Source organism: Streptomyces sp. NPDC090021 (assembly GCF_044748225.1).
GTDB lineage: Bacteria > Actinomycetota > Actinomycetes > Streptomycetales > Streptomycetaceae > Streptomyces.
On the sequence record NZ_JBIVFO010000018.1, the window covers coordinates 88,847 to 105,875 of the forward strand.

Below are 17,029 nucleotides of genomic sequence, written 5' to 3' on the forward strand. Positions count from 1 at the left end.
GACACACTGCCCGTTCAGGCCAGGCGCGCCCTGACCGTGTCGATCAGCTCGCCGACGGGCACGGCCACCTGCTCGCCGGACTCCATGTCCTTGAGCTGGACGACGCCCTCGGCCAGGTCGCGGTCTCCCGCGACGACCGCGAAGCGGGCGCCGCTGCGGTTCGCGTCCTTCATGGCCCCCTTGAGGCCCTTGCCGCCGTACGACATGTCCGCCGCGACGCCCGCCTTGCGCAGCTGCGTCACCAGGCCGAACACGGTCGGCTTGGCCTCGCCGAGCGCCACGGCGAACACCGAGGTCGACGCCGGGATGTCCAGCTCGACACCCTCGGCCTGGAGCGCGAGGACGGTGCGGTCCACGCCGAGCGCCCAGCCCACCGACGGCAGCGCCGGTCCGCCGATCATCTCGGACAGGCCGTCGTAGCGGCCGCCGCCGCCGACCGCCGACTGCGAACCCAGACCGTCGTGGACGAACTCGAAGGTGGTCCGGGTGTAGTAGTCCAGCCCGCGCACCAGCTTCTCGTCGTCCTCGAAGGCGACGCCGGCAGCCGTCACCAGCGCCCGTACGTCCTCGTGGTACGCCTTGCACGCGTCGCACAGGTAGTCGCGCAGCACCGGCGCGCCGACGAGCTTCTTCTGGACGTCGGCCCGCTTGTCGTCGAGGACGCGCAGCGGGTTGATCTCGGCCCGGCGGACGGTCTCCTCGTCGAGGTCGAGACCCCGCAGGAAGGACTGCAGCGCCTCCCGGTACACCGGGCGGCACTCCTTGTCCCCCAGCGAGTTCAGCAGGATCCGGAAGTTGCGCAGGCCGAGCGAGCGGTACGCCTGGTCGGCCAGGATGATCAGCTCGGCGTCCAGCGCCGGGTCCTCGGCACCGATCGCCTCGGCGCCGACCTGCGAGAAGTGGCGGTAGCGGCCCGCCTGCGGCTTCTCGTAGCGGTAGTAGGAGCCGGAGTACCAGAGCTTGACCGGCAGGTTGCCCTTCTTGTGCAGGCTCGCCTCCAGGGCGGCGCGCAGCACGGAGGCGGTGCCCTCGGGACGCAGGGCGAGCTGGTCGCCGCCCTTGGTCTCGAAGGCGTACATCTCCTTGGAGACGATGTCGGTGGACTCGCCGACGCCGCGGGCGAAGAGGCCCACGTCCTCAAAGCCGGGGGTCTCGATGTAGCCGTAGCCGGAGTTGCGCAGCGGGGCCGCGATGGCCTCGCGTACCGCCAGGTACTTCACGGATACCGGCGGGATCAGGTCGTACGTGCCCTTGGGGGCCTGGAAAGTAGCCACGAAGCTTTCGTCACATTCCTCGTCGTGGAGCGGCGGTGCCGTCTGCGAGCCCGGCGGCGACCTCCCGAAGGTACGGGTTGGTCGCGCGCTCGCGGCCGATGGTGGTCTGGGGACCGTGGCCGGACAGCACTACGGTCGAGTCGTCGAGCGGCAGGCACACGCGGGCCAGCGAATCGAGCATCTCGGCGTGGGAGCCGCCCGGCAGGTCGGTTCGTCCGATGGAGCCGGCGAAGAGCAGGTCGCCCGAGAAGAAGACCGGCGGACACCCCTGGTTTTGTGGAGTGGCGGCCAGCTCGGGCATCCGGAAGGTCACCGACCCCTTGGTATGGCCCGGCGCGTGCGCCACGGAGAAGTCCATTCCGGCCAATTTCAGGGCGGCTCCGTCGGCCAGCTCGCGGACGTCGTCCGGCTCGCCCACGGTCAGCTCGCCCATGAGGGGCATCCCGATGGAGCGGCCGAGGGCCTTCTCCGGGTCGCTCATCATGTAGCGGTCCTCGGGGTGGATCCAGGCCGGTACGTCGTGTGCTCCGCACACCGGGACCACCGAGGCCACATGATCGATGTGGCCGTGGGTCAGGACGACCGCGACGGGCTTGAGCCGGTGCTTCTTCAGCGTCTCCTCGACACCCTGGGCGGCCTGGTGGCCCGGGTCGATGATCACGCACTCCTCACCGGCGGCGGGGGCGACCACGTAGCAGTTGGTACCCCAAGCACCCGCGGGGAACCCGGCAATCAGCACGTTCGTCCTCAATCGTCGTCGGAGGGGGGCCGCAGGTCGTCAATCCTGCTGCTCAGAGCCTACCGGCGCCGCTCATCACACAGCGAACCCATATACGGTACGGCCTATCCCAGCCCGGACAGCAGTATCAGACACGTACAAGGAGACGACCCGGTGGTCACGAGCGATCAGCGGCGGCGACAGCTCGCCAGGGAGAAGTACGAGCGCCAGCAGAAGCGCCGCGCCGAGGCCCGCAAGAGGAACCGCCAGTGGGCGGCGGTGATCGGCGCGGCGGTGGCCGTGGTGATCGCGACGCTGGTCGGCCTGGTCGTGGGCGGTGTCTTCGACTCGGACAAGGACACGAAGGACACGGCGGCGGACCCGTCGGCCTCGGCGACCCCTCCGGAGCCCAAGCAGTCTCCCTCGCCGGAGATGGCCATCGACCAGAAGGGCACGTACACCTTCGCGCTGAAGACCAGTGCGGGTGACATCACCTTCGCGATGGACGCGGCGAAGACCCCGCAGACCGTGAACTCCTTCAAGTCGCTCGCCGACAAGGGCTACTTCGACAACACCAAGTGCCACCGGCTGACGGCCGGCGGGATCTTCGTGCTCCAGTGCGGCGACCCGGAGGGCACCGGCCGCGGCGGCCCGGGCTACAACATCCCCGACGAGAACCTGGACTCCCTGGGCAAGCCGAACGAGCAGGGCCAGGTCGTCTACCCGGCCGGCACCGTGGCGATGGCCAACACCGGCCAGCCCGGATCGGGCGGCAGCCAGTTCTTCCTGGTCTACAAGGACAGCCCGCTGACGCCGACGTTCACGCCGTTCGGCAAGATCGACGCGGCGGGCCTGAAGGTCCTGGAGGAGATCGCCAAGGCCGGCACGGTCGACGGCGGCCAGGACGGTGCGCCGAAGACAGAGGTCAAGATCGAGAAGGGCTCCGTCACCCAGAACTGACGGGTGCTGCGACCCCGGGGCCGGCCGGCCCGCCCCCGTACGCCGATATTCCGTCGTGCGGGATGCGGACAGCCGGCCCGGCGGTCGCCTATGTTGGCGTTGTGCAGGGCGGGCGCTGCCCGCCCCAGGAAACTGTGGACGATGCCCAGGGGGTGAACCCCCCTCGCAGGCATCATGTGGAGGAGGCGCTGTGAGCAGCGACCCGTGGGGCCGAGTCGACGAGACGGGCACCGTGTACGTGCGTACTTCCGATGGCGAGCAGGTCGTCGGTTCGTGGCAGGCCGGCACCCCTGAGGAGGCCCTGGCCTACTTCGAACGCAAGTACGAGGGCCTGGTGGTCGAGATCGGCCTCCTCGAAAAGCGGGTGCGGACCACTGATCTGTCCGCCAAGGACGCCCAGACGGCCATCGACCACCTGCGCACGCAGGTGGACGAGCACCACGCCGTGGGCGACCTGGACGCCCTGCGCGTGCGGCTGGACAAGCTGGTCGAGACCGTGGAGTCCCGGCGCGAGGAGCGCAAGGTCGCCAAGGCCAAGCAGGCGGACGAGGCCCGGGCGGCCAAGGACGCGCTGGTCACCGAGGCCGAGCAGCTGGCGCAGAGCGACCAGTGGCGCAGCGCCGGTGAACGGCTGCGCGCGCTGGTGGACATCTGGAAGGGCCTGCCGCGCCTGGACCGCAAGTCGGACGACGAGCTGTGGCACCGGTTCTCGCACGCCCGTTCCGCCTTCTCCAAGCGCCGCAAGGCGCACTTCGCCTCGCTGGACGCGCAGCGCGAGGAGGCCCGCAAGGCCAAGGAGAAGCTGGTCTCGGAGGCCGAGTCGCTGTCGAAGTCGACCGACTGGGGGCCGACGGCCGCCCGCTACCGCGAGCTGATGGCGGACTGGAAGGCGGCGGGCCGGGCGCAGCGCGAGGCCGAGGACGACCTGTGGAACCGCTTCCGCGGTGCGCAGGACGTGTTCTTCGCGGCCCGCAGCGAGGTGTTCGCGGAGCGTGACGCCGAGCAGATCGAGAACCTGAAGCTCAAGGAGGAGCTGGCCGAGGAGGCCGAGAAGCTCGTCCCCGTGACGGACCTGAAGGCGGCCCGGGCCGCGTTCCGGTCTCTCAACGAGCGCTGGGAGGGCATCGGCCACGTACCGCGCGACGCCCGGCCGAAGGTCGAGGGCCGGATGCACGCCGTGGAGCGGGCCATCCAGGAGGCCGAGGAGGGCGAGTGGCGGCGTACGAACCCGGAGGCGCGGGCCCGTGCGGCCGGTCTGACCGGGCAGCTGCAGGCTGCGGTCGACAAGCTGCGTGAGCAGATCGACGCGGCGCGCGCGGCGGGCAACAACGCCAAGGCCGACAAGCTGGCGCGTGAGCTGGAGGGCCGGCAGGCCCTGCTGGACCAGGCGCTGAAGGGCCTGGAGGAGTTCGGCGGCTGATCCGGCCGCCACCACGGCGAGGGCCCGGAACGGACGATCCGTTCCGGGCCCTCGTCGTGTCCGTGCGCTGCGGCCGCTACGGCCTGCGCGCCGAGGTGACGCGGTAGACGTCGTAGACGCCCTCCACGCCCCGGACGGCCTTCAGGACGTGGCCCAGGTGCTTGGGGTCGCCCATCTCGAAGGTGAAGCGCGAGGTGGCCACCCGGTCGCGGGAGGTCTGGACGGCCGCCGACAGGATGTTGACGTGCTGGTCGGACAGGACGCGGGTGACGTCCGACAGCAGCCGGGACCGGTCCAGCGCCTCGACCTGGATGGCGACGAGGAAGACCGAGGACTGGGTGGGCGCCCACTCGACCTCCAGCATCCGCTCGGGCTGCTGGGAGAGGGAGTCGACGTTGACGCAGTCCGCGCGGTGAACCGATACGCCACTGCCGCGCGTGACGAACCCGATGATCGGGTCGCCCGGTACCGGGGTGCAGCAGCGGGCCAGCTTGACCCACACGTCGTCGACGCCCTTGACGACGACACCGGGGTCGGCGTTGCTGCGCCGCTTGCTGCGGGCCCGCGCGGGCGGGATCGATTCCTCGATGTCCTCGTTGGCCGCCTCTTCGCCGCCGAGGGCCGCCACCAGCTTCTGCACGACGCCCTGCGCGGCCACGTGCCCCTCGCCGATCGCCGCGTACAGGGAGGAGATGTCCGGGTAGCGCATCTCGTGCGCGAGGGTCACGAGAGAGTCGCCGGTCAGGATGCGCTGGATCGGCAGGTTCTGCTTGCGCATGGCCCGGGCGATGGCGTCCTTGCCGTGCTCGATGGCCTCGTCGCGGCGCTCCTTGGAGAACCAGGCGCGGATCTTGTTCCGGGCGCGGGGGGACTTGACGAAGCCCAGCCAGTCGCGGGACGGCCCGGCTCCCTCGGCCTTTGAGGTGAAGACCTCGACCAGGTCGCCGTTGTCGAGGGTCGACTCCAGCGGGACCAGCCGGCCGTTGACCCGGGCCCCTATCGTCCGGTGGCCGACCTCGGTGTGGACGGCGTAGGCGAAGTCCACCGGGGTGGCACCGGCGGGCAGCGCTATGACGTCGCCCTTGGGGGTGAAGACGAAGACCTCGTTGCGCGAGAGGTCGAAGCGCAGCGAGTCGAGGAACTCGCCCGGGTCCTCGGTCTCCTTCTGCCAGTCCAGCAGCTGGCGCAGCCAGGCCATGTCGTTGACGGTGTCCTGGCCGGCGCTGCCCTTGGCGGCCTGCGGGACGTCGGTGCGGACCTTGGAGGTGCCCGCCACGGTCTGCTGCTTGTACTTCCAGTGCGCGGCGATGCCGTACTCGGCGCGGCGGTGCATGTCGAAGGTGCGGATCTGCAGTTCGACGGGCTTGCCGCTGGGTCCGATGACCGTCGTGTGGAGCGACTGGTACATGTTGAACTTGGGCATCGCGATGTAGTCCTTGAACCGGCCCGGGACCGGGTTCCAGCGCGCGTGCACCGTGCCGAGGGCCGCGTAGCAGTCACGGACGGTGTCGACGAGGACGCGGATGCCCACCAGGTCGTAGATCTCCGCGAAGTCACGGCCGCGGACGATCATCTTCTGGTAGACGCTGTAGTAGTGCTTGGGACGGCCCGTCACGGTGGCCTTGATCCGGGCGGCTCTGAGGTCCACCTGGACCTCGTCCGTGACGAGGGCGAGGTACTCGTCGCGCTTGGGCGCCCGCTCGGCGACCAGGCGCACGATCTCGTCGTACATCTTGGGGTAGAGGATCGCGAAGGAGAGGTCCTCCAGCTCCCACTTGATCGTGTTCATGCCCAGCCGGTGCGCCAGCGGGGCGTAGATCTCCAGGGTCTCGCGGGCCTTCTTCTCCTGCTTCTCCCGCTTGAGGTAGCGCATCGTGCGCATGTTGTGCAGCCGGTCGGCGAGCTTGATGACCAGAACACGCGGGTCCTTCGCCATCGCCACGACCATCTTGCGGACGGTCTCGGCCTGGGCGGCCTCGCCGAACTTCACCCGGTCGAGCTTGGTGACGCCGTCGACGAGCAGCGCCACGGCGTCGCCGAAGTCGCGGCGCAGGTCCTCCAGGCCGTACTCGGTGTCCTCGACGGTGTCGTGCAGCAGACCGGCCATGAGGGTGGCCGGGTCCATGCCGAGCTCGGCGAGGATGGTGGTGACCGCGAGCGGATGGGTGATGTACGGGTCGCCGCTCTTGCGCTTCTGGCCGCGGTGCCAGCGCTCGGCCACCTGGTAGGCCTGTTCGAGCTGGCGCAGCGTCGACGTCTCGATCTTCGGGTCGTTGCTGCGGACTATGCGCAGCAACGGCTCCAGCACCGGGTTGTACGGGTTCGAGCGCTGCACGCCGAGCCGGGCCAGGCGGGCCCGCACCCGGTTGGAGGACGCGGCCGACTTCGCCGGCGCGGGCTTGACCGGTGCCGGCTTGGCCGGGGCGGGCTTGGCCGGCGGCGCCGGCGGGGGCGTGGCGGCGGCCGCCGGGGCCCGCTCGGCCTGCGGGTCGGGCTGCGCGGCGGAGATTGGCTGGACCTCGTCTGGCAAGAGCGCTCCTCACGGGGGTCCCCCAGACGGAGTCCGGGAGAGGATCCGGTGCCCGTGTCCGGTCCGGATAACCCATCGTAGCGAGGGTTCGGTCACCCCGTTCGCCGAGCCTGTCGGGGCCGCCCGGGTACGCGAACGGCGGGCACCCGGAGGATTCCGGATGCCCGCCGCCCGGTACGCCCGGTGGGCGCGGTCAGACCACGATCAGCGCGTCCAGCGGGGCCCCCGCCAGGGACCCGGCCAGCTTGGCCCGGCCCGGGAGGAACGACAGCTCCATCAGCACGGCCACGCCGGCGACCTCGGCCCCGGCCCGCCGGATCAGCGAGAGGGAGGCCTCCGCCGTACCGCCGGTGGCCAGTACGTCGTCGATGACCATGACCCGGTCACCCGCAGCCAGGTCCTCGGCGTGGACCTCGATCTCCGCCGTGCCGTACTCCAGCTCGTAGGACTGCGCGAGGGTCGCGCCCGGGAGCTTGCCGGCCTTGCGGACCGGCACGAAACCGATCCCGGCCTGCACCGCCACCGGGGCGGCGAGGATGAAACCGCGCGCCTCCAGCCCGACGATCTTCGTGGCGCCGTAGTGCCCGGCCAGCTCGACGAGCACGCCGGTCAGCGCGCCGAACGCGTCGGGGTCCGCCAGGAGCGGCGTGATGTCCTTGAACAGCACGCCCGGCTTCGGGTAGTCCGCCACGTCCTTGATCCGGCTGAGCAGGAGGGACCGTACGTCCTCGGGCAGCTGTGCGGTCAACGTCGCCGTCCCGGCTGCCGGCCCTGCGACACGACCTGCGGCTCCTCATCGGAGCCGTGGACGACGTCCGCGGACTCGCCCTTGGCCGCCGCGGACGCGCGCTTGGCGAGCACCCGCTTCTTCAGCGCCTTCATCGCCGGCTCGCGCTCCTTGAGGTCCACGACCAGCGGGGTCGCGATGAAGATCGAGGAGTACGCACCGGCCGCGAGGCCGACGAACAGCGACAGCGAGATGTCGTTCAGCATGCCGGCGCCCAGGAAGCCGCCACCGATGAACAGCAGGGCCGCGACCGGGAGCAGCGCCACGACCGTGGTGTTGATCGAACGGACCAGCGTGCCGTTGATGCTGCGGTTGGCGATCTCGCTGAAGGTGAAGCGGGTCTGCTTGGTGATGTCCTTCGATCCCTCCTTCAGACCGTCGAAGACGACGACGGTGTCGTAGAGGGAGTAACCGAGGATGGTCAGCAGACCGATGACGGTGCCCGGGGTGACCTCGAAGCCGACGAGCGCGTACACGCCGACGGTGATGGTGAGGTCGTGGATCAGGGCGATCAGCGCGGCGACGGCCATGCGCCATTCGAAGGCGATGGCGAGGTAGATCACCACGAGGACCATGAAGACGCCGAGGCCGGTCCAGGCCTTGTTCGCGATCTGCTCGCCCCAGCTGGGGCCGACCAGGTCGGCGTTGATGTCGGCCTCGGCGACCTTGAGGTCGGTGGCCAGTTCCTTCTTCACCTCGGTCGCGGTGTCGGTGTCCAGACCGGAGATCTGGATGCGCATGCCGCCGGTGCCGAGCTCCTGGACGATCGCGTCGTGGCCGGAGGCCTTCTCCGCGGCCTCCGTGACCGCGGCGACCGAGGAGGTCGTCTTCGGGGTGGTGAAGACGGCACCGCCCTTGAACTCGATGCCCATGTTGAGGCCCTGAACGGCCAGGGCGACGATCGCCGTGATGGTGATCAGGATGGAAACGCCGTACCAGAGAAAGCGCTTGCCGACGAAGTCGTAGCCGACCTCGCCGCGGTACAGCTTGGCGCCGAGATCTCCCAGCTTCGACATCTCTCACGCCTCCTTTACTTCGACGGGGGCGGGTGCGGCGGTACGCCGGGAGCTGCGCAGCGGGGGCTTGGCGCCCAGCCGCTTCGGGTCCAGCCCGGACCACGGGTGACCGCTGGCGAAGAACTTCGTGCGCGCCAGCAGCGTCATGATCGGCTTGGTGAAGAGGAACACCACGACCACGTCGAGCAGGGTGGTCAGACCCAGCGTGAAGGCGAAGCCCTGCACCTTGCCGACGGTGACGATGAACAGCACCGCGGCGGCCAGGAACGACACGAAGTCGGAGACCAGGATCGTGCGGCGGGCACGCGGCCAGGCGCGCTCGACGGCCGGGCGCAGCGTGCGGCCCTCGCGGATCTCGTCGCGGATGCGCTCGAAGTACACGATGAACGAGTCCGCGGTGATACCGATGGCGACGATCGCACCGCAGACGGCCGGCAGGTTCAGCGCGAAGCCGATGCCCTTACCGAGCAGCGCCATGATCGTGTAGGTCAGGATCGCGGAGACCAGGAGGCTGATGATCGCGATGAAGGCCAGACCGCGGTAGTAGACCAGCAGGTAGACGACCACGAGGAGGAGGCCGATCGCACCGGCGATCAGGCCGGCGCGCAGCTGCTCGCCGCCGAGTGCGGCGGTGACGGTGGTGACGCTGTCCTCCTGGAAGGACAGCGGCAGGGCGCCGTACGACAGCATGTTGCCCAGGTCCTGCGCGGACTGCTGGTTGAAGCCACCGGAGATCTGTGCGTTGCCGCCGGTGATCGCGGTGCTGACGGACGGGTCCGAGATGACGTCGCCGTCGAGGACGATCGCGAACTGGTTCTGCGGCATCTGCTTGGCCGCCAGCTCGCCGGTGACCTTCGCGAAGGCGTCGGCGCCGTGGTCGTTGAAGTTCATCGTGACGATCCACTGACCCGACTGCGGGTCGATCTCGCCCTTGGCGCTCTTCACGTCCTTGCCCTCGACCGCGGCCGGGCCCAGGATCCACTTGCCCCACTGGTCGCCGCGCTGGCCGCAGGCGAGCGTCGGGTCGGTGGGCTTGACGCCCTTGCCGACGCCTGCGCGCTGCTCCTCGTTGGTGCAGTCGAGCGCGGCGAACTTGGCCTGCAGGTCCGCGGCGGCCGGGTCGGGCACGGGGGCGCTCGCGGACGGCGACGGGGCCGCCTTGTCGTCTGCCTTCTTCGACTCGCTCGCCGACGGCGTGGGAGTGGGCGCGTTCGGGGCCTTGAGGCCCTCGCTGAGTGCGCGGCCCTGGGAAGTGGCGCTGGACGACGGGGTGGCGGACGGGCTGGTCGTGTTCCCGTCCTGGGCCTTCGGAGCGCCGGAGCCGCTCGCGGAGGGGTTCGGGCTCGGGCTGCCCTCGGGAGCGGCGGGGGCGCCGTCCGCAAACGCGATGACCGGGCGGAAGTAGAGCTGGGCGGTGGTGCCGACCTGCTCGCGCGCCTGCTTCTCGTTCATCCCCTTGGGGATGTTCACGATGATGTGGTCGCGGCCCTGCGTCTGGACCTCGGCCTCGGAGACACCGAGTCCGTTGACACGGCGCTCGATGATGCCGACCGCCGTGTTCATGTTGGTCTCGTTGACGGCGTTCTCTTTGCCGGGCTCGCTCTTGGCCTTGAGCGTGATGCTCGTGCCGCCGGCGAGGTCGATGCCCAGCCGGGGAGTCGTCTGCTTGGAGATGAACATCCCCGCGGTGAGCGCCACCATCGCGATCAGGATGATCGCCAGGGCGCGCCCCGGCCTCCCCTGAGCCCCCGTGGGCCGCCGGCCCTTCTTCGGTGCTGCCACCTTGTCGTTTCTCCCTGTCCAACCGTCCCGCGCCGGGTCAGCGCGTGGACGGCCACGAAATGTGTGGTGGGGACCCCTGCCCCCCGCAGAAGTGTCACTGACGTGGACCGTGCGGGTGCCGGTCGGGCGTCCGCACGGTACACGGCCGCGCGCTACTTCGCGCCGGCCTCGCCGTCGTTCTTGCCGTCCTCGGGCTTGTCGTCGCCCTTGGGCTCGTCCTTCTTGCCCAGGTCCAGCTTCGGCGCCTCGGCCTCGTCCTCGGTGAGGGAGGAGGCGTCGTCCGGGACGACGGGCGTGTCGGTCGTCACGTCGTCGAAGCCGTGGACGATGCGGTTGTACTCCGCGTCCTCCAGTACGGCGCCGATGGCGTTCTTCGCGTAGATCGCGTGGACGCCGGGAGCCACCTCCAGGGTGACCGTGTCGTCACCGATCTCCTTCACCGTGGCGTACATGCCGCCGATGGTGCGGACCCCGGTGCCGGGCGTCATCTGGTCGCGCATCTGCGCGGCCTGCTGCTGCTTCTTCTTCGCGGAGCGGGTCATCAGGAACATCGCCCCGATGAGCACGATGAACGGGAGGAGTGTCACGAGATTCACGGGACGGAAATCCTTCGCACGACCGCACGCGGACGGCGGCCTTTTCTACGGGGGTGGGCACACCGACCCGAAGGGTCGGCATCGGCGGAGTCTAGGCGAGTCCGCACCGATGGAACAACGCCCAGCATGGCACCGGCGTTCCCGACCGGGCGAACCTCCGCGCCGTCAGGCCCTGAACAGGCCCTGTTGCCCGGTTGATCCACCGGCGCCGTGCTGCGGTGCGACAAGCCCCAGGTGAGCCCATGCGGCGGGGGTCGCGACCCGTCCGCGGGGGGTGCGCGCGAGCAGGCCCTCACGGACCAGGAAGGGTTCCGCGACCTCCTCCACGGTCTCCCGCTCCTCCCCCACCGCCACGGCGAGGGTCGACAGCCCCACGGGGCCGCCGCCGAACAGCTTCAGGAGTGCCTCCAGAACGGCTCGATCCAGTCGGTCGAGGCCGCGGGCGTCCACCTCGTACACCTGGAGGGCGGTGGCGGCCACCTCCCGGTCGATCACCCCGTCCGCCCGGACCTGGGCGTAGTCGCGCACGCGGCGCAGCAGGCGGTTGGCGATGCGCGGGGTGCCGCGGGAGCGCCCGGCGATCTCGGCCGCGCCGGCGGTGTCGATCTCGACGTCGAGGAGGCGGGCGGAGCGGTGGACGACGCGCTCCAGCTCCTCGGGGGCGTAGAACTCCATGTGGCCGGTGAAGCCGAACCGGTCCCGCAGCGGCGGGGGCAGCAGTCCGGCCCGGGTGGTGGCACCCACGAGGGTGAAGGGCGGCAGCTCCAGCGGGATCGCGGTGGCTCCGGGGCCCTTGCCGACGATCACGTCGACGCGGAAGTCCTCCATGGCCATGTAGAGCATCTCCTCGGCGGGCCGGGACATGCGGTGGATCTCGTCGAGGAAGAGGACCTCGCCCTCCTGGAGGGAGGAGAGGATCGCGGCGAGGTCGCCGGCGTGCTGGATGGCGGGGCCGGAGGTGATCCGGATGGGTGCCCCCATCTCGGCGGCGATGATCATGGAGAGGGTGGTCTTGCCCAGGCCGGGCGCACCCGACAGCAGGACGTGGTCCGCGGTGGCCCCGCGCTGTTTGGCCGCCTTCAGGACCAGGTCCAGCTGCTGGCGGACCTTCTCCTGGCCGACGAACTCGCCGAGGTCCTTGGGGCGCAGGGCCGCCTCGACGGCGGTGTCCTCACCGTCGGCTGCCGCCGCTACCAGCCGGTCCGGCTCGGTGGTGTCGGTCTCGTCGTCCCAGTTCACGGTGTCAGTCTGCCTTCTGCGTCTGTGCGGGGTCGGTGCGGGGGCGGTGCCGGCGCAGCGGTGGAAGGGTCAGCGGGCGCGGTTGAGGGTCTGCAGGGCCGCGCGCAGCAGCTGGGGCACCGGAGCCGGGCCGCCGGCGGAGAGGGCCGCCTCCGCCTGCGGGGTCACCGCCACTACGGCCTCCTCCGCCTCCCGCGACGCGTAGCCGAGGCCGATCAGCGCGGCTGTGAGCTGCTCGGTCCACGGGGCGGGCCCCGATGCCACCGCGCGCTGGGCGCCGACCACCGGGGCGGGGGCGCCCAGCTTGCCCTTGAGCTCCAGCAGCAGCTTCTGTGCGCCCTTCGGCCCGATGCCCGGCACCGCCGTCAGCGCCTTGGCGTCACCCGAGGCGAAGGCCACCCGCAGGGCGTCCGGGGTGTGCACGCCGAGCATGGCCTGCGCCACCCGGGGGCCGACCCCGCTCGCGGTCTGGAGCAGTTCGAAGACCTGGCGCTCGTCGTCGTCGGCGAAGCCGTACAGGGTCAGCGAGTCCTCCCGGACGACGAGGGAGGTCGCCAGCCGGGCCTGCTCCCCGACGCGCAGGCCGGCGATGGTGTTCGGCGTGCAGTGCACGGCCATGCCCACTCCGCCGACCTCGATCACGGCGAGGTTGGGGGTGAGCGCGGCGACCGCGCCGTTGACGAAGGCGATCATCGGGTACGGCCTTTCGAGACGTGCTGGGCGACCGCCTGCTGGAGGCGGCTTTGGGCGGGGGCCCGCCAGATGTGGCAGATGGCGAGGGCGAGGGCGTCGGCGGCGTCGGCGGGCCTGGGCGGCCCGGCCAGCCGCAGCAGCCGGGTGACCATGGCTCCGACCTGGGCCTTGTCGGCCCGGCCACTGCCGGTGACGGAGGCCTTGACCTCGCTGGGGGTGTGCAGCGCGACCGGTATCCCGCGGCGGGCGGCGCACAGCATCGCGACGGCGCTCGCCTGGGCGGTGCCCATCACGGTGCTGACGTTGTGCTGGCTGAAGACCCGCTCCACGGCGACGACGTCGGGCCGGTGCGCGTCGAGCCACTCCTCGATGCCCTGCTCGACGGCGACGAGCCGGTGGCCGAGCTCCGCGTCGGCCGGCGTCCGTACCACCCCCACCCCGAGCATGGTGAGGGGACGGCCCGCGACGCCCTCCACGACGCCGACGCCGCATCGCGTCAGCCCCGGGTCCACGCCCAGTACGCGCACTCGCCCTCCCCTCCTCACGGCACGGCCGTGCCGCCTCCGCGGGCCGAGCGGGCCGCGGGGCGCCGACGGTGATCGCCGACGCCGTCAGGCTAACCGCTGCCACTGACAACGACGGCGGGCCGGTGGGACGTGTCCCACCGGCCCGCCGCTTCCGCTCGGCTCGCGAGCGTTACGCGTCGACCTTCTCCATGACCTCGTCCGAGACGTCGAAGTTGGCGAAGACGTTCTGCACGTCGTCGCTGTCCTCCAGCGCGTCGATGAGCTTGAAGATCTTGCGGGCGCCCTCTTCGTCGAGCTCGACCTGCATGGTCGGGACGAAGCTGGAGTCCGCCGAGTCGTAGTCGATGCCGGCTTCCTGGAGCGCGGTGCGGACCGCGACCAGGTCGGTGGCCTCGCTGATGATCTCGAAGGTGTCGCCGTTGTCGTTGACCTCTTCGGCACCGGCCTCCAGGACCGCGCCGAGGACGTCGTCCTCGCTCAGCTCGGCCTTGGGCAGCACGATGACGCCCTTGCGGTTGAACAGGTACGAGACCGAGCCCGGGTCGGCCATGGAACCGCCGTTGCGGGTCATGGCGACGCGGACGTCGGAGGCGGCGCGGTTGCGGTTGTCGGTGAGGCACTCGATGAGCACCGCGACACCGTTCGGGCCGTAACCCTCGTACATGATCGTCTCGTAGTCGGCGCCGCCGGCCTCCAGGCCGCCGCCGCGCTTGACCGCGGAGTCGATGTTCTTGTTCGGGACCGACTGCTTCTTGGCCTTCTGGACCGCGTCGAAGAGCGTCGGGTTGCCGTCGATGTCGGCGCCGCCCATGCGCGCCGCGACCTCGATGTTCTTGATCAGCTTCGCGAAGAGCTTGCCGCGCTTGGCATCGATCACGGCCTTCTTGTGCTTCGTCGTAGCCCATTTAGAGTGGCCGGACATCCGCCTGTCTCCTTCGCGTCACCAACAGTGTTCGTCTTCGATCCTACCGGGAGCTCGTCACAGCCCGGCGCGCACCATCTCGACGAAGTACGCGTGGACGCGGTCGTCGCCGGTCAGTTCGGGGTGGAACGAGGTCGCCAGGACGTTGCCCTGGCGCACGGCGACCGTGTGGCCGTCGTAGGTGGCGAGCACCTCGGCCGCGCCGCCGACGGACTCGACCCACGGGGCGCGGATGAAGACGCCCTCGACCGGGCCGCCCTCGATGCCCGCGAAGTCGATCTTCGCCTCGAAGGACTCGTTCTGGCGACCGAAGGCGTTGCGGCGCACGATCATGTCGATGCCGCCCAGGGTCTCCTGGTCGTCCCGGCCGTCGAGGAGCTTGTCCGCCAGCATGATCATGCCGGCGCACGTGCCGTACACGGGCATGCCGGCGGCCACGCGCTCGCGCAGCGGCTCCAGCATGCCGAAGAGCACGGCGAGCTTCGACATCGTCGTGGACTCGCCGCCGGGAATCACCAGGGCGTCGACCTCGGCGAGCTCCTCGGGGCGCCGGACCGGCCTGGCCACGGCGTCCGCCGCGGCCAGGGCGATCAGGTGCTCCCGTACGTCGCCCTGGAGGGCCAGGACACCGATCACGGGGGTGTTCGTCATGTCGGGACTACCAGCCGCGGTTGGCGTAGCGCTCGGCCTCGGGGAGGGTGTCGCAGTTGATGCCGACCATGGCCTCGCCCAGGTTGCGGGAGGCGTCCGCGATGATCTTCGGGTCGTCGAAGAAGGTGGTGGCCTTCACGATGGCGGCGGCGCGCTTGGCCGGGTCGCCCGACTTGAAGATGCCGGAGCCGACGAAGACACCCTCGGCGCCGAGCTGGCGCATCAGGGCGGCGTCGGCCGGGGTGGCGACACCACCGGCGGAGAACAGCACGACGGGGAGCTTCCCGAGCTCGGCGACCTCCTTGACGAGCTCGTACGGGGCGCGCAGCTCCTTGGCGGCGGCGTACAGCTCGTTGTTGTCGAAGCCGCGCAGCTTGGCGATCTCGTTCTTGATCTGGCGCAGGTGGCGGACGGCCTCGACGACGTTGCCGGTGCCGGCCTCGCCCTTCGAGCGGATCATGGCCGCGCCCTCGGCGATGCGGCGCAGGGCCTCGCCCAGGTTGGTGGCGCCGCAGACGAAGGGGGTGGTGAACGCCCACTTGTCGGAGTGGTTGACCTCGTCGGCCGGGGTCAGGACCTCGGACTCGTCGATGTAGTCGACGCCGAGGGACTGCAGGACCTGGGCCTCGACGAAGTGACCGATGCGGGACTTGGCCATCACCGGGATGGACACGGCCTCGATGATCTCTTCGATCATGTTCGGGTCGGACATGCGCGCGACGCCGCCGTCCTTGCGGATGTCGGCGGGGACCCGCTCCAGGGCCATGACGGCCACGGCGCCCGCGTCCTCGGCGATCTTCGCCTGCTCGGCGTTGACCACGTCCATGATCACGCCGCCCTTGAGCTGCTCGGCCATGCCGCGCTTGACGCGCGAGGTGCCGATCGCCGACTCGGCGGACTGGGGGGAGGTGGGAAGCGTGCTCACGGATTGACCTCACTCGAAAGGAAGACGGGTACTGCGCCTACTACTCGGCCTACTACTCGGCCGAGGAAACCCCAGAGGATCAGTCCACTACAAGGGCCAATATGGAGCCAGTGGCTCTTTCATTTGTCCCTCGTGGCCCTAGAGGTGCCGGGCCGAGGTCAGGTCGGCCGGTCCGCGAGGTCCGCCGGAGGCTCGTCGTCCATTTCGAAGGCCAGCGGGAACGGCGCGTGTCCGGCCAGTCTGAACCACCGGACCTTGCGGTGGCGGCGCAGCGCGCGGGCGGCCCGTACGGCGTCGTTGTGGAAACGGCGGGCCATCGGCACCCGGCGGACGGCCGCCGCCAGTTCCTCGGTGGCCTGCGCCCCGCCGGGAGCGGCCTTCAGCACCTCGACCTGGTCGGCGTCGGCGAAGACCGCACGCAGAGCCTGGCTCAGCTCGCTCTCGGCGACCTCACGGTGGTCCTCCTCGGCCTGCCGGGCGGCGTGCGCGGCCTCGTACAGCACGAGCGAGGAGGCGGGGTCGAGCGCCCCGGAGGTGGCCACCTCCAGCACCACGGAGGCGCGCCGGACGAGCTGGGCGTCGAGCGCGGCCCGCGCGGCGTCCATCCGCGAGTGCAGCCGGTCCAGCCGGCCGGCGGTCCAGCTGAGGTAGACGCCGATGACGGCGAGGGCCAGGGCGATCCAGACAAGGGTTTCGATCACGCTGCGCGACCCTACCGCTCCGCGGGCCCCCGGCCCCCATCGGGCCTGGCCACCGGCCCATCCGCCCGCTCGGGCCGCGTGACCGACGCCGTTCGGGGGATCATGAACCTCACACGCTTCGGCAGGCCTTCGGCCCACCTGCCGCTCGCGACGGCAGTCGGCCTGGGAGCGGACTCGCCGAGGCCGTGTGGACGGAGGGCGACCGGGTGCGCACGACCACGGCGCGGGGCGAGGTCCACGAGGTCCACGAGGTCCACGAGGTCCACGAGGTGACCGTGGCACCCGGCG

Annotated in this window: 16 protein-coding genes; 2 read left to right on the top strand and 14 right to left on the bottom strand. The window is 70.6% G+C overall.

The genetic code is table 11. The annotated features are described in order from the left end of the window. Nucleotides 1–14: 14 nt before the first annotated feature. Together hisS and ACIPXC_RS16820 are read right to left on the bottom strand one after the other, a co-directional pair. Nucleotides 15–1,274, bottom strand: coding sequence for a histidine--tRNA ligase (gene hisS, locus ACIPXC_RS16815; protein WP_401618164.1), 1,260 nt, complete (start codon nucleotides 1,272–1,274; stop codon nucleotides 15–17). A 10-nt stretch (nucleotides 1,275–1,284) separates the two neighbouring features. After that, nucleotides 1,285–2,013, bottom strand: a complete 729-nt coding sequence (locus ACIPXC_RS16820; RefSeq protein WP_401618167.1) for an MBL fold metallo-hydrolase — start codon at nucleotides 2,011–2,013, stop codon at nucleotides 1,285–1,287. 153 nt (nucleotides 2,014–2,166) lie between these two features. Here ACIPXC_RS16820 and ACIPXC_RS16825 point away from each other — a divergent pair, with 153 nt between their 5' ends. Both ACIPXC_RS16825 and ACIPXC_RS16830 read left to right on the top strand, forming a co-directional pair. After that, the gene (locus tag ACIPXC_RS16825; RefSeq protein WP_401618170.1) at nucleotides 2,167–2,952 is read left to right on the top strand and encodes a peptidylprolyl isomerase; all 786 of its coding nucleotides are present in this window, start codon (nucleotides 2,167–2,169) and stop codon (nucleotides 2,950–2,952) included. Between the two features lie 190 nt (nucleotides 2,953–3,142). Continuing rightward, the gene (locus ACIPXC_RS16830) at nucleotides 3,143–4,372 is read left to right on the top strand and encodes a DUF349 domain-containing protein (RefSeq protein ID WP_401618173.1); all 1,230 of its coding nucleotides are present in this window, start codon (nucleotides 3,143–3,145) and stop codon (nucleotides 4,370–4,372) included. A 76-nt stretch (nucleotides 4,373–4,448) separates the two neighbouring features. Here the strand turns inward: ACIPXC_RS16830 and ACIPXC_RS16835 are convergent, their stop codons facing one another. The 12 genes from ACIPXC_RS16835 to ACIPXC_RS16890 all read right to left on the bottom strand — a co-directional run bounded on the left by ACIPXC_RS16835 (nucleotide 4,449) and on the right by ACIPXC_RS16890 (nucleotide 16,741). Further along, nucleotides 4,449–6,902 (bottom strand): RelA/SpoT family protein, encoded by a 2,454-nt coding sequence (locus ACIPXC_RS16835; RefSeq protein ID WP_401618176.1) that lies wholly within the window; start codon nucleotides 6,900–6,902, stop codon nucleotides 4,449–4,451. Nucleotides 6,903–7,095: 193 nt separating this feature from the next. Further along, on the bottom strand, nucleotides 7,096–7,650 hold the full coding sequence (locus tag ACIPXC_RS16840; RefSeq protein ID WP_401618179.1) for an adenine phosphoribosyltransferase: 555 nt from the start codon (nucleotides 7,648–7,650) through the stop codon (nucleotides 7,096–7,098). Then, nucleotides 7,647–8,705: a protein translocase subunit SecF gene (gene secF, locus ACIPXC_RS16845; RefSeq protein ID WP_401618182.1), complete on the bottom strand. Its 1,059-nt coding sequence runs from the start codon at nucleotides 8,703–8,705 to the stop codon at nucleotides 7,647–7,649. Before secF ends, ACIPXC_RS16840 begins: the two co-directional genes overlap by 4 nt. 3 nt (nucleotides 8,706–8,708) lie before the next feature. After that, nucleotides 8,709–10,487, bottom strand: coding sequence for a protein translocase subunit SecD (gene secD / locus ACIPXC_RS16850; RefSeq protein WP_401618185.1), 1,779 nt, complete (start codon nucleotides 10,485–10,487; stop codon nucleotides 8,709–8,711). A 152-nt stretch (nucleotides 10,488–10,639) separates the two neighbouring features. Then, nucleotides 10,640–11,083, bottom strand: a complete 444-nt coding sequence (gene yajC / locus ACIPXC_RS16855; RefSeq protein WP_401618188.1) for a preprotein translocase subunit YajC — start codon at nucleotides 11,081–11,083, stop codon at nucleotides 10,640–10,642. 165 nt (nucleotides 11,084–11,248) lie between these two features. Next, nucleotides 11,249–12,322, bottom strand: coding sequence for a Holliday junction branch migration DNA helicase RuvB (gene ruvB, locus ACIPXC_RS16860; protein WP_401618191.1), 1,074 nt, complete (start codon nucleotides 12,320–12,322; stop codon nucleotides 11,249–11,251). Between the two features lie 69 nt (nucleotides 12,323–12,391). Continuing rightward, nucleotides 12,392–13,015, bottom strand: a complete 624-nt coding sequence (gene ruvA / locus ACIPXC_RS16865) for a Holliday junction branch migration protein RuvA (RefSeq protein WP_401618194.1) — start codon at nucleotides 13,013–13,015, stop codon at nucleotides 12,392–12,394. Continuing rightward, on the bottom strand, nucleotides 13,012–13,542 hold the full coding sequence (ruvC, locus tag ACIPXC_RS16870; protein WP_401618197.1) for a crossover junction endodeoxyribonuclease RuvC: 531 nt from the start codon (nucleotides 13,540–13,542) through the stop codon (nucleotides 13,012–13,014). Before ruvC ends, ruvA begins: the two co-directional genes overlap by 4 nt. Before the next feature lie 169 nt (nucleotides 13,543–13,711). Then, the gene (locus ACIPXC_RS16875; RefSeq protein ID WP_046780386.1) at nucleotides 13,712–14,464 is read right to left on the bottom strand and encodes a YebC/PmpR family DNA-binding transcriptional regulator; all 753 of its coding nucleotides are present in this window, start codon (nucleotides 14,462–14,464) and stop codon (nucleotides 13,712–13,714) included. Between the two features lie 57 nt (nucleotides 14,465–14,521). Beyond that, complete coding sequence (gene pdxT, locus ACIPXC_RS16880) at nucleotides 14,522–15,115, bottom strand: pyridoxal 5'-phosphate synthase glutaminase subunit PdxT (RefSeq protein WP_183067594.1); 594 nt, start codon at nucleotides 15,113–15,115, stop codon at nucleotides 14,522–14,524. Nucleotides 15,116–15,122: 7 nt separating this feature from the next. Further along, nucleotides 15,123–16,040, bottom strand: coding sequence for a pyridoxal 5'-phosphate synthase lyase subunit PdxS (gene pdxS / locus ACIPXC_RS16885; protein WP_030656154.1), 918 nt, complete (start codon nucleotides 16,038–16,040; stop codon nucleotides 15,123–15,125). 158 nt (nucleotides 16,041–16,198) lie between these two features. Continuing rightward, nucleotides 16,199–16,741 carry a membrane protein gene (locus ACIPXC_RS16890; protein WP_030965176.1) on the bottom strand — a complete coding sequence of 181 codons (543 nt, stop codon included), beginning with the start codon at nucleotides 16,739–16,741 and terminating at the stop codon, nucleotides 16,199–16,201. Nucleotides 16,742–17,029: the final 288 nt, after the last annotated feature.